Consider the following 15,624-nt stretch of genomic DNA (forward strand, 5'->3'; position numbering starts at 1 on the left):
TCTCTAATTACTGCTCTATTCAATAGGGCAAATAGCCCCCTGTTATCCCCCGTTATTCCAGCCATCATAAATTCTATTTTATGTGTAAACTTTTCCTTTCCCTGGCCGATAACCCCGTAACGACACTTGAATATTAAGGATTAGACATGGCAAGTATCAGTACGCTGGGTATCGGGTCAAATATGGATTTAAGCTCTTTGCTGGATAAGCTAACGGCAGCAGAGCAGACTCGTTTAACTCCGCTAACCAGCCAGCAGACCAGTTATAAAGGCAAACTCACGGCTTACGGTGTGTTACAAAGTTCGTTGGCAAAACTGGAAACGGCCTCTGCAGCATTAATGAAAGCAGATACGCTCAGCACCACGGCAGTCAGTAGTTCTAACACCGCATTCAGTGCGACGACCGATAGCAAAGCGACCGCGGGCAACTATACGGTTGCCGTCACCAATATTGCAAAAGCGCAGTCGTTATTGTCTGGAGATGTCCCGAATGCAACAGATAAATTAGGCAATGATAATAGTACTCGTACCATTACCATTAGCCAGCCTGGGAAAGAAACGCCGCTGGAAGTGACATTGACTAACCAGCAGACTTCACTGACTGATATACGCGATGCCATCAATAAAAAAGAAGGCAGTGTCAGTGCCAGTATCATGAAAGCGGATGACAATACCTATTATTTAGCGTTAACCGCCAAAGACACCGGTACTGAGTCAGAAATGACCATCAGCGTGACTGGCGATGATACTTTAAATGATTTCCTGAACTATACGCCAAGTAGCACTGGTGGTAGCGGCGCAATGACACAGAAAGTCAAAGCCGAAGATGCCAAATTAACCGTCAATGGCGTCGATATTACTCGCCAAAGTAACACGATCACTGACGCGCCACAGGGCGTCACCATTAATATAAAAGCACTCACGAAAACCAACGAGCCGGAACAACTGGTTATTTCCCGTGATAGTTCAGCCACTAAAGCCGCCATACAAAGCTTTGTTGACGCCTATAACTCGTTGCAATCGACTTTTGGTTCTTTAACTAAATATACCGCGGTAGAGGCGGGTAAAGACCAGGCGGCTGGTAACGGTGCATTGGTTGGCGATGGTGTATTGCGTAATATTCAGACACAGCTAAAAAGTCAATTGGCCTCTTCACAAGCGGGGGATTTAAAAACCTTGGCTAGCATGGGGATTACGCAAGATCTCGACGGTAAATTAGTCATCGACTCAACCAAGCTTGATGCCGCACTAAAAGATAAACCAAACAGTGTTACTGCATTTTTTGTCGGTGACGGTAAAACCACCGGTTTCGCCACTCAGACGGACACTTTGCTAAATACTGCGCTCGATACCACCAAAGGCACACTGAAAACAGTGACTGATGGCATCAACAAAACGTTAAAAAATCTGGATAAACAGGTCACGGCAACAACGGAGAGTATCACTGCCACGATCGAACGGTATAAAACACAGTTTACACAACTCGATAAACTCGTTAGTTCGTTAAACAATACCGCCAGTTTCTTAACTCAGCAATTCTCCTCATAAGGGATAGGACATGTACAACCGATCAGGGAGCCAGGCCTACGCCAAGGTAGGACTGGAAAGTGGTGTAATGAGTGCCAGCCCACACCAATTGATCGTGATGCTATTCGACGGGGCGCAAAGCGCCCTGGTTCGAGCCCGCATCCTGATGAATCAAGGAGATATTCCTGGCAAAGGTAACGCTCTATCCAAAGCGATTGATATTATTAACAATGGTTTAAATGCAGGGCTCGATTTAGAAAAAGGCGGTGAAATGGCTGAGAATTTGTCAGCCTTGTACGATTATATGTCACGGCGTTTGCTGCATGCCAATTTGCATAATGACGAGCAAGCAATAAATGAAGTAGCTGCTTTGCTTGAGAATATTGCGGATGCCTGGCGGCAGATCGGCCCCAATTATCAACCCAACTAGGACCCCATTTAATGGAACGTCACCAGCATCTTTTGTCCGAATATCAACAAATCCTGACTCTCAGTGAGCAAATGTTAATGCTGGCTATCGAGGGGAATTGGGATGCGCTGGTTGATCTCGAAATGACTTACCTTAAAGCTGTAGAAAGCACTGCTAATATCACCATATCCTCATGCTCATCTCAGGCATTACAAGAGTTATTACGGGATAAACTAAGAGCTATTTTGGATAATGAAGTAGAAATAAAGCGTTTATTACAGTTACGCCTGGATGCACTCAGTGAGTTAGTTGGACAATCCACTCGACAACAAGTGGTTAATAATACTTATGGTCAATTTCCTGACCATGCATTGCTGCTGGGTGAAACACAGTAGCGGCCCGTTATCGAAAATGATTATACCCTTTGTTGCAAAGCAATTACATGCCACTGCAATTATTAACATGGGAAGTAATTTTTATTGTCATTGTTTTTAACATGGGATTATATTGACAGTAACAATCACTCATATCGAGCTGGCTATTATTCTCACCCTTAATATTTTTCGCTAAAATAGCCAGTTGCTGTAAATTTTCTATTAAAATGAGTTGCTACTCTGCCACTCAAAGCGTAAAGATATTCTCAGGCTAAAATTGTGAAATGAATATCGATGGAACGTACAATTAATTTTTGCCCCGGTGTGGGTAGCTCGGCACATGTTATTCAACACACAGAGCTACTACTCACCTCCGTCTATATTGAGCATCCATTGCTCATTATGGTTAACCGTGGGTACAAAATCATTCGCTGGGATAATCAGGAATGTATTATACAAGCCGGTGAAATAGTCGCAGTGAGTAGTGGTCAAACAGTTGATGTAATTAATGGCTTATCTGACGACGGACTATTTTTTAGCCACCAACTTCGCTGTGATCCCCGTTTGATTGCTACCTTTGCCAATCATCCAGCATCCGCTGGTCTTGGGTATGTTCCAGGCGTTATGCCGGTACGTAATTTAGCACCTGAATTCATCAATACATTCGGCAATACGTTTAAAGCAATATCTGACATTGGTGATATTCCGCCAACTATCGTCAGACACCGCATGCTTGAATTGTTACTTTGGTTGGCTCAGCGTGGCGTTAAATTTATATTAAATGAAAGTGATTCGTTAAGTGAGAGAGTGCGCCGTTGTTTGGCGACAGATCCATACAAAATATGGTCGGCATCAGAAGTTGCAGACCATATGGCGATGAGCGAAGTTGTATTACGCCGAAAATTAGCTGCCGAAAAAATATTATTACGTGACTTAATGATTGATGTCCGCATGACCAGTGCATTGCGTTTATTGCAAGGTACTGATTGGCCAATATCATTAATAGCCAGCCAAGTGGGTTACGAGAGTGCATCACGTTTTGCTGAACGTTTTCGCAAACGTTTTGGCTTTGCCCCTACCGCCATCCGTGGGCACCATCGCTTACATCCGACAGATAATGATCCACCCCCTGACAGCTATCATCGCTATTTAGGTCTGCATGCGTCTGATTTAGGGCCAATATGAGCCTATTGAGGTGATACTTTTAATAATTTCCGATATGGCCTGTTTAATGCCGGTCAGTAAATTCGCTGCATCCCATTCGACTCATCAAGTCCTTTTAACCGCCTAAAAATCGGGCTGCTAAATACTGCTTTTAGATATTCTGCACGTTAAAACATTTTTTTTCTGACTGTGATTGGTTTTTTCATCCAACAATTCCGATGCAATATAAAACAAAGCTTTTACAATCATGCAATTACATACAACCTACTGAAAGATAGGGGAATATGCTGATTATGTCAGTACATTCTATGATTATAAGTAATTAAATAATAAACTTCCGGGATGGCTATGATGCTAAGTAATCTATTCGGGCTAAAAAACCGCTATCCTTTGCATATCCAGATTGCCGCTCTCTTCACCTTGTTGATCGTCTCAATAGGTACCGTCATTATTATTTTTGGTCATAGCCAACTGACTAAATTGACTGAAATCAGCACCAATCGGCAGTATCAAAAAACCGGAGAGGCGATTGCCGCTGAATTGGATGCCGTAACACGACCAATGATAATGTCGGTTAATATTCTTGCCAGTATGCAAATCACAGAACTATCGACCCTTGAACAACGAATGGCCTTTATCGATAAATTTATTGAAATTCTGAAGCAGAATAGTTATGCCAGTGCCGTGTATAGCGCCTATGCTAATGGTGATTTTTTTATGCTGCGGCGTTTAACGGAAGCTAACCGTACATTATTCCATGCCCCTGAAGATGCCGAATGGATGGTTCAAAGTAATCGTTTTCTTGATAGTTTACCGGAGAAACGTTTTATTTATCTTAATAAGCAGCAGCGAGTGATTGCTGTTATGCCGCGTGAAAATGATAACTACGATCCACGGCGGCGGGATTGGTTTATTCTGGCCGCCGCAAGTCCTATGCTGATCACCTCTCCTATTTATATTTTTAAAGGCACCGGAGAAGTCGGTTTTACTTATAGCCGTCAAGCTGAGAATAAACAGACAATCATTGGATTGGACGTTTCCCTGGCTTCACTTTCGCAATTTTTAATAAAACAAAATCTACCGCCAGGTAGCCAGGCCATTATTATTAATTCCCATGGTGAAGTTATCGCTAGCCTGCCAAAACCTAAAGATAAGGCGGCAGATAACACCAATGCAGACCGGCAAATCCCTGTATTGCAAGTTTTGCTCAATAGTCAAAAGAATAGTCAGACAGCTAGCAACTCACCGGCAAACAATGCTAATCGTAGTATCATGTTTGAAGCACAAAATCAGCGCTGGTTCGGCTCAGTTGTTGAGATTAATAGCAACGGCAATGCCTATCAGTTGATTATTGCGACACCCGCCAGCTATCTGACAGCCGATGCAAATTCTATTCGTAATCACTCAACCTTTATTGCATTTATTCTGTTAATGCTCAGCTTGCCGTTAGTTTGGTATTTCTCCAGAAAAATATCCAAACCCCTTATTCGTCTACGCCAGGACGCGGATTCCATCAGCAATCTCCATTTCGAAGAGCGCGAATTAGAACGCTCTGTGATTGAGGAAGTTGACGAGCTCCACAAGTCAATGTCAAAAATGAAATCAACACTGAAGCAGTTTATTTCGATGGGAAATATGCTGACAGCAGAAAGTAATTTCTTCCGGCAGATGCAAGGGCTATTAAGTGAAACCACAGAAATTGCTGCCATGACCGGAGGGATTATTTTTCTGTCAGATAAAGATGAGGGAACCTTCACACCAACGGCATTTCGCTGGAATGGTGAAAATATCCCGGTAGCAGAAATGTCCTCATTACAAATTAAAGAAGACAATCTCACGACTTTCCTGCCGGTACTCGAAGGGAAAACCATTGTAGGAACGCTCAATAAAGATAATATCTTTAGCCAATTACATGACTTCCTACAACCTTATTTGCCCCTCCGCTTTGTTGCCGTACCGATGAAGACCCATGATAACCAATTGCTCGGATTCCTACTGTTATTTAACCCTTATGAGCTAAATGCTGAGCGTGAACGCTCAAAAATTCAATTAGTTAATGCCCTGGTGGGCAGTTTATCAGTTTCAGTAGAAACACAGCGATTATTGCAAGAACAAAAAAACCTGCTCAACGCATTTATTGAGCTTATTGCCGGAGCTATCGATGCCAAAAGTGCCTATACCGGTGGGCATTGCCAGCGTGTGCCTGAAATAACTAAAATGCTCGCCCGTGCCGCAGTCAATATTAAAGAGGGGCCTTTCGCCAACTTTACGTTATCAGAGAATGAGTGGGAAGAGTTACATACAGCCTGCTGGTTACATGACTGTGGCAAGATTACCACGCCGGAATTTGTAGTCGATAAATCAACAAAACTGGAGCTAATTTATGATCGCATCCATGAAATACGCATGCGGTTTGAAGTCTTAAAACGTGAGAAAGAAATCGCCTTCTTACGCCAATATGGTGCGATGAGCGCCAGTGAAGCCGAGCAACAGTTGTTAGCTGAGGAATTACGCCAATTAGATGAAGATTTTTACTTTATTGCCAACTGCAATGTGGGTGGCGAGTATATGTCTGACGAAGCTATCGCGCGTATCCAGCAAATTGCCGCTTACCATTGGACTCGCACATTAGATGATAATGCAGGTATCGCCCAAGAAGAGCGAGTGCGTAAAGCCAGACAACCCGCCGCTCCACTGCCGGTACAGGAGCCGATGCTGGCGGATAAAGATGAACATATTATTTTCCGTGATAATAAAAATAAACGCCCGGAATATTTTGATTTCAAAGTACAAGAACCGAGGTTCCTCTATAACCGTGGCGAAATTTATAACCTCAGTATTCGCCGTGGCACCCTGACAGACGAGGATCGTTATAAAATAAACGAACACATCATGCAGACCATCGTGATGTTAAATAAACTCCCCTTCCCACGAACCATGGCAAATGTCCCAGTGATTGCGGGTGGGCATCATGAACGTATGGACGGTAAAGGGTATCCTTATCAGCTCACCTATAAACAGATGAGTATTCCGGTGAGGATGATGGCCATAGCTGACGTATTTGAGGCTCTGACGGCTGCCGATCGACCTTATAAACCAGGGAAGTTGTTGTCTGAAGCCCTCAATATCATGGTCAACATGGTGAATGAGAATCATCTGGACCGGGAACTGTTTATTTTGTTCCTGCAATCGGGTATCTGGCACGAATATGCCGTTGCTTATCTACAAGCAGATAAAATTGATCCAATTGATATTCCTGTATTATTGCAAAAAATTGGCCACCAGAATATCTCATTGGCAAAGACAGGATAACGACAAGGCGTGTTATTTTCCTGAGTGGTGAGTGTTATTTTTACTCCATTCACCGCTCTCATTTTTACGATAGCTTTGTTTTACCGCACTCCAGGCGACTTTATGGGCAGTCTCTTCATGCGAGTCATGTCCGCGCCGTTCATCACTGTCCTGATATTGATCCCATGCACTGTTAAATGCCGCACGATATATATCTTGCGCATGGGCGGGGAGAACACTCCTCACTGAGTCTGGTAGTAATTCATTAGATTTATAAGGCATAACCCATTCTTTTTTCAGCTAATTACCAATACATAAACATATAACTTACAGCAATAAATAAAATAATAATCCCGATTATATAACCTACCTTTGTCGGAAAAGCTTTCTCACCCGTTTTCGATGAGGGATCACTGTTTGTCTTTCTATTTTCTTCACTCATTATCTAATCCTCATTATGCTAATAGCTGATATGTACCTAAATGAAGCATTCTTTTTTAAATAGATGAATAATAAATATAGCAGTGATAGTGGTCAGATAATTCTCAATTGTAAAAAAACATCAGCAACAAACAGAGTGTGCAGCAGCTAGAATTAGCGCTATGATTTTTAACTTTCTACTTATATATTTTTATTACGTAGATAACAGGGGGCTGTCGGGCATGTTCTATCATTACGGTGAAACAGAAATTAACCATCTCAAACGGCGTGATAAAAAGATGGCCGCAGCCATCGAACGGCTGGGGATGATAACTCGCCCGCTATCCCCTGATTTATTTGCTGCATTGATCAGAAATATCGTTGACCAACAAATTTCGGTCAAGGCGGCACTAACGGTCAACTCACGGTTGGTCGCATTGCTCGGGGTCGTGACGCCAATAACTGTCGCAACTGCAACGGTAGAGGCTATTCAAGGGTGTGGTATGACGATGAGGAAAGCGGGATACATTAAAGGTGCTGCAGATGCTGCACTTAATGGCACGCTGGATTTATCTGCTATTTCTCTGCTGCCCGATAACGACGTTATTGCACAGCTATCAAACCTCAACGGTGTTGGCATCTGGACCGCAGAAATGTTATTGATCTCCTCACTTGCACGACCCGATGTCGTCAGTTGGGGAGATTTAGCGATCCGGCGCGGCATGATGAATCTATATGGCCATAAAACGCTGCCACGAGAACGCTTTGAGCGTTACCGCCGCCGTTACACACCCTATGGAACAACGGCATCCCTCTATCTATGGGCACTGTCACATGAGACGGTATAAGTAGCCTCACACCCCCATATTCATTACATCTTGATAAGCCGCAACTAACTTATTACGAACTTGAATGCCCAGTTGTAAAGATACTGATGATTTTTGCATATCTACCATCACATCATTCAGGCCAACACCGGGCACACCCAATTCAAAATTCTGTGCCTGAGTGCGGGCATGCTGTTGGTTTTCACTGATTTTGCCGATGGCCGCTTTCAACTCACTGGCGAAACCGGCTTCTGCTGGCAACATCTTTGCCGAACCGGATGCCTGCAATGCAGTGACCTGCAACTGCTGTAAAACCCCTTCAATACCTTGAACAGACATGCTCATCCTCAAACGATGTAATGGGTCAAATAACAACATGGAAAGTGAGTCCGTAAATGCAGTTATTCACCATTCGCCACGTGTCACTATTTTCAGGATGACACCCTAACACATCATTTTTGGACTAAAGCCGCTAATTAGACACAAAAATACCGGCTTATTGAGCCATCGAATTCATCACTTACAGCAAATAATGGCATGCCCATAAAAGGGGAGATCAGCTATTGATGCTTTATCGCTCACAGCACTTGGGAGTCTGTTTTGTTTCGACACATTAGTTACATAAAAAATACTAACTCAAACGTTGTTCAGCTTGGCCAAGGACGTGTATGAATGCCTCGATAACTGGCGGTGAAAATCGTGAAAATGTTTTTACGACAACACTGGCACGCCTACGCGCGAATCCAAAAATCCCACTGCTGATTGCTGCGGCTGCAGCCGTCGCTATTATTGTCGCGCTGATGTTATGGGCTAAAAGCCCGGATTATCGCGTCCTTTATAGCAACCTGAATGATCGTGACGGTGGTGATATCGTTACGCAACTGACACAACTGAATATCCCTTATCGCTTCGCGGATAATGGTGGCGCGTTGTTGGTCCCGGCAGATAAGGTGCATGAAACCCGTCTGCGTCTGGCCCAACAAGGCTTGCCTAAAGGCGGTGCGGTAGGTTTTGAACTGCTGGACCAGGAAAAATTTGGCATCAGCCAGTTCAGTGAACAAGTTAACTATCAACGGGCATTGGAAGGTGAACTGGCGCGCACTATTGGCACCCTCGGGCCAGTGATGAATGTGCGTGTTCACTTGGCAATGCCAAAACCTTCTCTCTTTGTTCGGGAACAAAAGTCTCCCACCGCCTCTGTAACACTCGCATTGCAACCAGGTCGTGCCCTTGATGATGGTCAGATTAACGCCATCGTATATATGGTCTCCAGTAGCGTGGCCGGTTTACCGCCGGGTAACGTGACTGTCGTTGACCAAACCGGCCGTTTGTTGACGCAATCCGACAGTGCGGGCCGTGATTTAAACGCCGCACAACTCAAATTTACTAACGAAGTTGAAAATCGCTTCCAACGTCGCATTGAAACCATACTCGCCCCGATGGTCGGTAGCGGTAATGTGCATGCGCAGGTCACGGCTCAAGTTGATTTTGCCAGCCGTGAACAGACCGATGAAGAGTATAAGCCTAATCAGGCCGCCGACAAAGGCGCGGTCCGCTCACAGCAAGTTAGCACCAGTGAACAACTAGGGGGAACCAATGTCGGTGGTGTTCCGGGGGCATTATCCAATCAGCCATCTGCCACACCGGTCGCACCGATTGAAACCCCAGCAGCGACGCCTGCTGCCGGTGCTGCTGGTGCTGCTGGTGCCACGGCCAACAATGCCAACGCGGCTAATCGTCCGGCCACTGCCGCTAAATCGACAGCGACATCAAGCAACAGCCGCCACGACCAAACCACTAACTTTGAAGTTGACCGCACAATCCGTCATACCCAGCAACAAGCTGGCATGGTTCAGCGCCTCTCGGTTGCCGTTGTTGTTAATTACGGCAGTGATAAGGCGGGCAAGCCAGTTGCGCTGACCAAAGATCAATTGGCACAAGTGGAATCCCTGACACGCGAGGCGATGGGCTTCTCTACTGATCGTGGCGACACATTAAATGTGGTGAATACACCATTTAACGCCACCGATGATGCCAGCGGTAACACACTGCCCTTCTGGCAACAACAATCGTTCTTTGATCAGATGTTAAATGCTGGTCGTTATCTGCTTATCTTGCTGGTGGCATGGATCTTATGGCGCAAATTAGTGCGCCCTATGGTCGCTAAGAAACAAGTTGCTGATAAGGCTGCGGCATCGGTCAATAACATTGTCCAGACTGCGGTAGCGTCTGAAAATGCCAAACAGAGTAAAGAAGAGCTGGCCTTACGTAAGAAAAATCAGCAGCGAGTGAGTGCTGAAGTTCAGGCCCAGCGTATACGCGAACTTGCGGATAAAGACCCACGTGTTGTCGCGCTGGTTATCCGTCAATGGATGAGTAATGACCAATGAGCCTGACCGGAACTGAAAAAAGCGCCATCATGCTGATGACTCTGGGTGAAGACCATGCCGCCGAGGTGTTTAAACACCTCTCCTCGCGCGAAGTGCAGCAACTCAGTACCACCATGGCCAGTATGCGTCAGGTTTCTCACCAGCAACTGATTGATGTATTGGCTGAATTTGAAGACGATGCCGAGCAATATGCCGCACTGAGCGTGAACGCCAGTGATTACCTGCGCAGTGTGCTGATAAAAGCCCTGGGGGAAGAGCGCGCATCCAGCTTGTTGGAAGATATTCTGGAATCGCGCGAAACCACCAGTGGCATGGAAACGCTCAACTTTATGGAGCCGCAGATGGCGGCCGACCTGATCCGCGACGAACATCCGCAGATTATCGCCACCATCCTGGTCCATCTGAAACGCGCTCAGGCCGCCGATATACTGGCGCTGTTCGACGAGCGCCTGCGCAACGATGTGATGTTGCGTATCGCCACCTTTGGTGGTGTCCAGCCCGCCGCATTGGCTGAGTTGACCGAAGTATTGAACAACCTGCTCGATGGCCAGAACCTCAAACGCAGCAAAATGGGCGGTATCCGCACAGCGGCCGAGATTATCAACCTGATGAAAACACAACAGGAAGAGACGGTCATGGATGCAGTGCGCGAATACGACGGCGAATTGGCTCAAAAAATTATCGACGAAATGTTCCTGTTCGAGAATTTGGTCAGTGTCGACGACCGCAGCATTCAGCGTTTACTGCAAGAGATAGACAACGAATCACTGTTGATCGCCCTGAAAGGTGCCGATCAAGCATTGCGCGAGCGTTTCCTCAGCAACATGTCATTGCGTGCAGCAGAAATCTTGCGCGACGATCTGGCAACCCGTGGACCGGTACGTATGTCACTGGTCGAAAACGAACAGAAAGCCATCTTGCTTATCGTCCGTCGTCTGGCGGAAAGCGGCGAGATAGTCATTGGTGGTGGCGAGGATATCTATGTCTGACAGGATAAATGCCCTGCCCTGGCAACCTTGGTCACTCAACGACTTTGCCACTACATCGGATACTACTCCGCCAGCGGCTGCGCCGGATATCAGTATGCTGTTTACTGATGAACCGGATACGGGTAGCGATAGTGAATCAACCGGGGTCAGTGAGCAGCAAGCGCTGGTAAATCTGCAACTCGAAGCCGAGAAGCAGGGCCGCCAACAAGGGTTCGCTAAAGGGTTACAAGAAGGGTTGGATAAAGGTTACCAGACCGGTCTGGAGGAAGGTCATCAACAGGCACTGGCCGATGCTCAAAAGCAATTGGCCCCGATGACTGCCCACTGGCAACTGATGGTGAACGACTTCCAAAGTACCCTTGATGCACTCGACAGCGTGATAGCCTCGCGGTTAATGCAAATGGCCCTGGCCGCCGCGAAACAAATTCTCGGGCAACCTGCAATCTGCGATGGCACGGCATTATTGGCCCAAATCCAACAACTGATTCAGCAGGAACCGATGTTCACCGGTAAGCCACAACTGCGGGTTAATCCCGATGATCTGGCTGTCGTCGAGCAACGCTTAGGCAGCACCTTAAGTCTGCATGGCTGGCGCTTGCTGGGTGATAGTCAAATTCATCCGGGTGGCTGCAAAGTCAGCGCCGAAGAAGGTGATCTGGATGCCAGTTTGGCGACCCGCTGGCATGAGTTGTGCCGCCTCGCCGCGCCGGGAGAATTATGATGACCGCGCGCCTTGGTCGTTGGCTCGCCTCTTTAGATAAATTCGAAGAGCGCATCAGCCAGTCAACCACTATCCGCCGCTACGGACGGTTGACTCGCGCCACCGGTTTAGTCTTGGAAGCCACAGGGTTACAACTGCCATTGGGCGCAACTTGTCTGATTGAGCGCCACGATAACGGCGAAGTGCAGGAAGTTGAAAGTGAAGTGGTCGGTTTTAACGGCCATCGCCTGTTTCTGATGCCGTTGGAAGAAGTCGAAGGCATTGTGCCAGGAGCCAGAGTCTATGCCCGGGTGACCACCGGTGGTGCTTCAGCCAGTAAACAACTGCCGCTCGGCCCGGAACTCCTGGGGCGAGTATTGGATGGCAGTGCCAAACCGCTTGATGGTCTACCTGCACCAGAAACCAGTTATCGCGCCCCACTGATCACCCCGCCAATCAATCCATTGCAACGTACCGCGATTGTGCAGGTACTCGATGTCGGTGTGCGGACGATTAATGCCCTACTGACCGTTGGCCGTGGACAACGTATGGGTCTGTTCGCCGGCTCTGGGGTAGGTAAAAGTGTGCTGCTCGGCATGATGGCGCGTTATACCCAAGCAGATGTCATTGTGGTGGGTCTGATTGGCGAACGTGGCCGTGAAGTAAAAGACTTTATCGAGAATATTTTAGGGCCGGAAGGCCGTGCTCGTTCGGTAGTGATAGCCGCTCCTGCCGACGTATCGCCATTACTGCGTATGCAAGGTGCCGCTTATGCAACTCGCATTGCAGAAGATTTCCGTGACCGTGGTCAGCACGTATTGCTGATTATGGACTCGCTGACTCGCTATGCCATGGCGCAACGTGAAATTGCGTTGGCCATCGGCGAACCACCGGCAACCAAGGGTTATCCACCCTCCGTATTCGCTAAATTACCGGCGCTGGTGGAGCGTGCGGGTAACGGTGTCACCGGCGGTGGCTCGATTACTGCATTTTATACCGTATTAACCGAAGGCGATGACCAGCAAGACCCGATTGCAGACTCGGCACGCGCCATTCTCGACGGCCATGTGGTGTTATCACGCCGTCTGGCTGAATCTGGCCACTATCCGGCCATCGATATTGAAGCATCGATCAGTCGTGCCATGACATCACTGATCGATGAGAACCATTACAGTCAAGTTCGCCAGTTTAAACAACTACTTGCCAGTTATCAGCGTAACCGAGACTTGGTCAGTGTGGGTGCCTATGCCGCCGGTAGTGATCCGCTATTGGATAAGGCCATTGCTCTTTACCCGCAAATGGAAATCTTCTTACAGCAAGGCATGTTCGAACGCAGCAGTTACGACGATGCATGCCAGCATCTGAAGAGTCTGTTTCCGGGTTGATAGCCAGTGACTCAAGCCACCGCCCCTGTCGTATACCCAAAGAAATTGGCGTGGCAGGTAGGCAGCAAGTGAATGACAAATCGGTCGGGAACCGATTTGAACAGCATTTATGCTAGCCCGTAGGATGAGCCTCATTAACCCCAATGAGCTTACACAGTCAAGTAATTTGGGTAAGTGAACGTAGCCAACAACCCTGCGGCTTCAAGTACGGAGGGTATAAGGAATACGATGAAAAGTCAGTCACCTCTCATCACCCTGCGCGATCTGGCCCAGAAAGCCGTCGAACAGGCAAGCACGCAACTGGGTCAGGTTCGCCTGTCCTATCAGAATGCTGAGCAGCAACTCACGATGTTGCTGACTTATCAGGATGAATACCGGGTGCGGTTGAATGACACACTGAGTAACGGGATGGCCTCCTCCAGTTGGCAAAACTATCAGCAATTTATTCAGACGTTGGAGCAAGCTATTGACCAACATCGTAATCAGTTGGCTCAGTGGAATGTCAAAGTTGAGCAGGCAGTTAAGCATTGGCAAGAAAAGCAGCAACGGTTAAATGCATTTGAAACCTTGAATGAGCGGGCTGAAACCACCGCGCGCTTGCAAGAAAACCGTTTGGATCAAAAATTGATGGATGAGTTCGCACAGCGCGCCTCACAAAGGAGTCTTAATTCATGAATCTGTCCCTATTGCCTGCCACTGCAACTGCCAGTGAAACTGAGGGCGCATCATCCTCTTCATCGATTGCTGCGTTATTTACTGATGCTGGGCTGCCGGCTGATTTTGCCAAATTATTGGGTGACCAACTGGGTAAAGAGCTGACGGTTATGGATGCCTCGACCCTGAAATCATCGCTGGCTGCAACCACTGATATCACTGCCGATGTGGATGGAGGAAAGTCAATCAGTGGTAACAGTAAATTGAATCAGTTATTGGCCGCCTTAGGTGATATCAGTGCCACGTTGCCTGCAGGCCTGACCCACGCAGGGCAGACTGGAGACGCGGCTAATGTGAAGAAAACCACCTTAGATGATGACAGCACGCTGGATAAAACCACCGCGCTGGCCGAATCCAGTGCGTTGCAGTCGTTATTAGCCATGTTACCCCACCAGGTTGCTACCACGCTGGGCAGCGCCAACAATGGGCAGAAAACGCAGTTGACTGACGGCAATGGCCTGACCAGCGACAAAACCAGCGCTAAGCAGGACTTAGCCACTCTGACCAGTCTGACCTCACAAGATAAAGGTTTGGCGGCATTGATCGGCGGCACAATCGGCACTGCGAAAAGTGACAATGCCAGCAACAACGCACTGCCAGCGGCCACCCCTGGTAAGACAAAAACCACCACAGCTCAAGATAAATTGGTGCGCCTAACAGCAGCACAGGATGCAGATAGCAGTCTCAGCGCGAAAGCAGTTCCTGTAGCAGTACAGGCTGACAAAACTATTGCCACAGCCGCCGTGGATAAAATAGCCGTGAGTTCAGCCACGGTAACACCATCACTCCCTCCGGTTTCCAGCCCGGTCCTGCCAGCGACGGCCAGTGGTGCGGTTAGCGTGCCAGTCAGTGGCCATTTAAGTGCTCAGTTAGGTAGCCAGGAATGGCAACAATCGCTGGGTCAGCAAGTGGTGATGTTCAGCCGTAACGGCCAACAAAATGCTGAACTGCGGCTACATCCGCAAGAGTTGGGGGCATTGCAAATCAGCCTGAAAATGGAAGATAACCAAGCTCAGTTGCACTTTGCTTCAGCTCACAGCCAGGTTCGGGCAGCTATTGAAGCGGCGATGCCAAGTTTACGCTCGGCATTGGCTGAAAGTGGTATCCAGTTGGGCCAAAGCAGTGTCGGCAGTGAAGGACAGTGGCAACAGGCACAACAACAGAGCCAACAAAATCAGCAGAATTTCGCATCACACGGCCAACCCGCTTACGGTAGCAGCGCATCGGGTGATGTACCGAACAGCACACCGCTAGTGACACCTGCGGCGTTGCAATCACTGGCTAATGGTAATGGTGGTGTTGATATTTTCGCCTAAAACGGGTGTTAATTTCAGCAAAAGGTGACAAACGGACAAGTTAGGCCGTTTTTCGCCACCTATTCTGCCTATTGGCATTAAAGATACGCGGGATAATCATCAGTAATAATTCGGATAGC

Annotated in this window: 15 protein-coding genes; 12 read left to right on the forward strand and 3 right to left on the reverse strand. The window is 47.5% G+C overall.

Going from position 1 to position 15,624, the window contains the following annotated elements:
* The first annotated feature begins 146 nt into the window (after positions 1-146).
* The 5 genes from fliD to V1953_RS12475 all read left to right on the forward strand — a co-directional run bounded on the left by fliD (position 147) and on the right by V1953_RS12475 (position 6,785).
* Positions 147-1,547 carry a flagellar filament capping protein FliD gene (gene fliD / locus V1953_RS12455; RefSeq protein WP_372569029.1) on the forward strand — a complete coding sequence of 467 codons (1,401 nt, stop codon included), beginning with the start codon at positions 147-149 and terminating at the stop codon, positions 1,545-1,547.
* Between the two features lie 10 nt (positions 1,548-1,557).
* Positions 1,558-1,956, forward strand: coding sequence for a flagellar export chaperone FliS (fliS, locus tag V1953_RS12460; RefSeq protein ID WP_372569028.1), 399 nt, complete (start codon positions 1,558-1,560; stop codon positions 1,954-1,956).
* 11 nt (positions 1,957-1,967) lie between these two features.
* Entirely contained in the window at positions 1,968-2,330 is a 363-nt protein-coding gene (fliT, locus tag V1953_RS12465) for a flagella biosynthesis regulatory protein FliT (RefSeq protein ID WP_372569027.1), read from the forward strand.
* A 273-nt stretch (positions 2,331-2,603) separates the two neighbouring features.
* Positions 2,604-3,494 (forward strand): helix-turn-helix transcriptional regulator, encoded by an 891-nt coding sequence (locus V1953_RS12470; RefSeq protein WP_442850993.1) that lies wholly within the window; start codon positions 2,604-2,606, stop codon positions 3,492-3,494.
* Positions 3,495-3,824: 330 nt separating this feature from the next.
* Positions 3,825-6,785 (forward strand): HD domain-containing phosphohydrolase, encoded by a 2,961-nt coding sequence (locus tag V1953_RS12475; RefSeq protein WP_442851321.1) that lies wholly within the window; start codon positions 3,825-3,827, stop codon positions 6,783-6,785.
* Positions 6,786-6,797: 12 nt separating this feature from the next.
* On the opposite strand, the gene V1953_RS12480 is transcribed toward V1953_RS12475, so the two are convergent.
* Together V1953_RS12480 and V1953_RS12485 are read right to left on the reverse strand one after the other, a co-directional pair.
* Positions 6,798-7,046, reverse strand: a complete 249-nt coding sequence (locus tag V1953_RS12480) for a ChaB family protein (RefSeq protein ID WP_083159143.1) — start codon at positions 7,044-7,046, stop codon at positions 6,798-6,800.
* Positions 7,047-7,068: 22 nt separating this feature from the next.
* Entirely contained in the window at positions 7,069-7,206 is a 138-nt protein-coding gene (locus V1953_RS12485; RefSeq protein WP_193784674.1) for a hypothetical protein, read from the reverse strand.
* A gap of 220 nt (positions 7,207-7,426) precedes the next feature.
* Here V1953_RS12485 and V1953_RS12490 point away from each other — a divergent pair, with 220 nt between their 5' ends.
* Positions 7,427-8,032: a DNA-3-methyladenine glycosylase family protein gene (locus tag V1953_RS12490; protein ID WP_083159144.1), complete on the forward strand. Its 606-nt coding sequence runs from the start codon at positions 7,427-7,429 to the stop codon at positions 8,030-8,032.
* 6 nt (positions 8,033-8,038) lie between these two features.
* On the opposite strand, the gene fliE is transcribed toward V1953_RS12490, so the two are convergent.
* A complete protein-coding gene (gene fliE / locus V1953_RS12495; RefSeq protein ID WP_005189374.1) occupies positions 8,039-8,350 on the reverse strand; it encodes a flagellar hook-basal body complex protein FliE in 312 nt (103 codons plus the stop codon).
* 329 nt (positions 8,351-8,679) lie between these two features.
* On the opposite strand from fliE, the gene fliF reads away from it, so the two are divergent.
* The 6 genes from fliF to V1953_RS12525 all read left to right on the forward strand — a co-directional run bounded on the left by fliF (position 8,680) and on the right by V1953_RS12525 (position 15,505).
* Positions 8,680-10,401, forward strand: coding sequence for a flagellar basal-body MS-ring/collar protein FliF (fliF, locus tag V1953_RS12500; RefSeq protein ID WP_083159146.1), 1,722 nt, complete (start codon positions 8,680-8,682; stop codon positions 10,399-10,401).
* Positions 10,398-11,390 (forward strand): flagellar motor switch protein FliG, encoded by a 993-nt coding sequence (fliG, locus tag V1953_RS12505; protein WP_083159147.1) that lies wholly within the window; start codon positions 10,398-10,400, stop codon positions 11,388-11,390. Before fliF ends, fliG begins: the two co-directional genes overlap by 4 nt.
* Complete coding sequence (gene fliH, locus V1953_RS12510; protein ID WP_083159148.1) at positions 11,383-12,111, forward strand: flagellar assembly protein FliH; 729 nt, start codon at positions 11,383-11,385, stop codon at positions 12,109-12,111. Before fliG ends, fliH begins: the two co-directional genes overlap by 8 nt.
* Entirely contained in the window at positions 12,111-13,475 is a 1,365-nt protein-coding gene (gene fliI, locus V1953_RS12515; RefSeq protein ID WP_083159149.1) for a flagellar protein export ATPase FliI, read from the forward strand. The genes fliH and fliI overlap by 1 nt, the downstream gene beginning before the upstream one ends.
* A 228-nt stretch (positions 13,476-13,703) precedes the next feature.
* Positions 13,704-14,150, forward strand: a complete 447-nt coding sequence (fliJ, locus tag V1953_RS12520) for a flagellar export protein FliJ (protein ID WP_083159150.1) — start codon at positions 13,704-13,706, stop codon at positions 14,148-14,150.
* Positions 14,147-15,505 carry a flagellar hook-length control protein FliK gene (locus tag V1953_RS12525; RefSeq protein WP_442821027.1) on the forward strand — a complete coding sequence of 453 codons (1,359 nt, stop codon included), beginning with the start codon at positions 14,147-14,149 and terminating at the stop codon, positions 15,503-15,505. The genes fliJ and V1953_RS12525 overlap by 4 nt, the downstream gene beginning before the upstream one ends.
* Positions 15,506-15,624: the final 119 nt, after the last annotated feature.

Source organism: Yersinia sp. 2541 StPb PI, assembly GCF_052217145.1.
GTDB classification, from domain to species: domain Bacteria; phylum Pseudomonadota; class Gammaproteobacteria; order Enterobacterales; family Enterobacteriaceae; genus Yersinia; species Yersinia enterocolitica_E.

Coding starts and splice junctions, on each gene's coding strand:
- V1953_RS12485 (WP_193784674.1), bottom strand. CDS start 7,206: ATGAGTGAAGAAAATAGAAAGACAAACAGTGATCCCTCATCGAAAACG.
- V1953_RS12470 (WP_442850993.1), top strand. CDS start 2,604: ATGGAACGTACAATTAATTTTTGCCCCGGTGTGGGTAGCTCGGCACAT.
- fliT (WP_372569027.1), top strand. CDS start 1,968: ATGGAACGTCACCAGCATCTTTTGTCCGAATATCAACAAATCCTGACT.
- fliF (WP_083159146.1), top strand. CDS start 8,680: ATGAATGCCTCGATAACTGGCGGTGAAAATCGTGAAAATGTTTTTACG.
- V1953_RS12490 (WP_083159144.1), top strand. CDS start 7,427: ATGTTCTATCATTACGGTGAAACAGAAATTAACCATCTCAAACGGCGT.
- fliH (WP_083159148.1), top strand. CDS start 11,383: ATGTCTGACAGGATAAATGCCCTGCCCTGGCAACCTTGGTCACTCAAC.
- fliG (WP_083159147.1), top strand. CDS start 10,398: ATGAGCCTGACCGGAACTGAAAAAAGCGCCATCATGCTGATGACTCTG.
- fliS (WP_372569028.1), top strand. CDS start 1,558: ATGTACAACCGATCAGGGAGCCAGGCCTACGCCAAGGTAGGACTGGAA.
- V1953_RS12480 (WP_083159143.1), bottom strand. CDS start 7,046: ATGCCTTATAAATCTAATGAATTACTACCAGACTCAGTGAGGAGTGTT.
- fliJ (WP_083159150.1), top strand. CDS start 13,704: ATGAAAAGTCAGTCACCTCTCATCACCCTGCGCGATCTGGCCCAGAAA.
- V1953_RS12525 (WP_442821027.1), top strand. CDS start 14,147: ATGAATCTGTCCCTATTGCCTGCCACTGCAACTGCCAGTGAAACTGAG.
- V1953_RS12475 (WP_442851321.1), top strand. CDS start 3,825: ATGCTAAGTAATCTATTCGGGCTAAAAAACCGCTATCCTTTGCATATC.
- fliE (WP_005189374.1), bottom strand. CDS start 8,350: ATGTCTGTTCAAGGTATTGAAGGGGTTTTACAGCAGTTGCAGGTCACT.
- fliI (WP_083159149.1), top strand. CDS start 12,111: ATGACCGCGCGCCTTGGTCGTTGGCTCGCCTCTTTAGATAAATTCGAA.
- fliD (WP_372569029.1), top strand. CDS start 147: ATGGCAAGTATCAGTACGCTGGGTATCGGGTCAAATATGGATTTAAGC.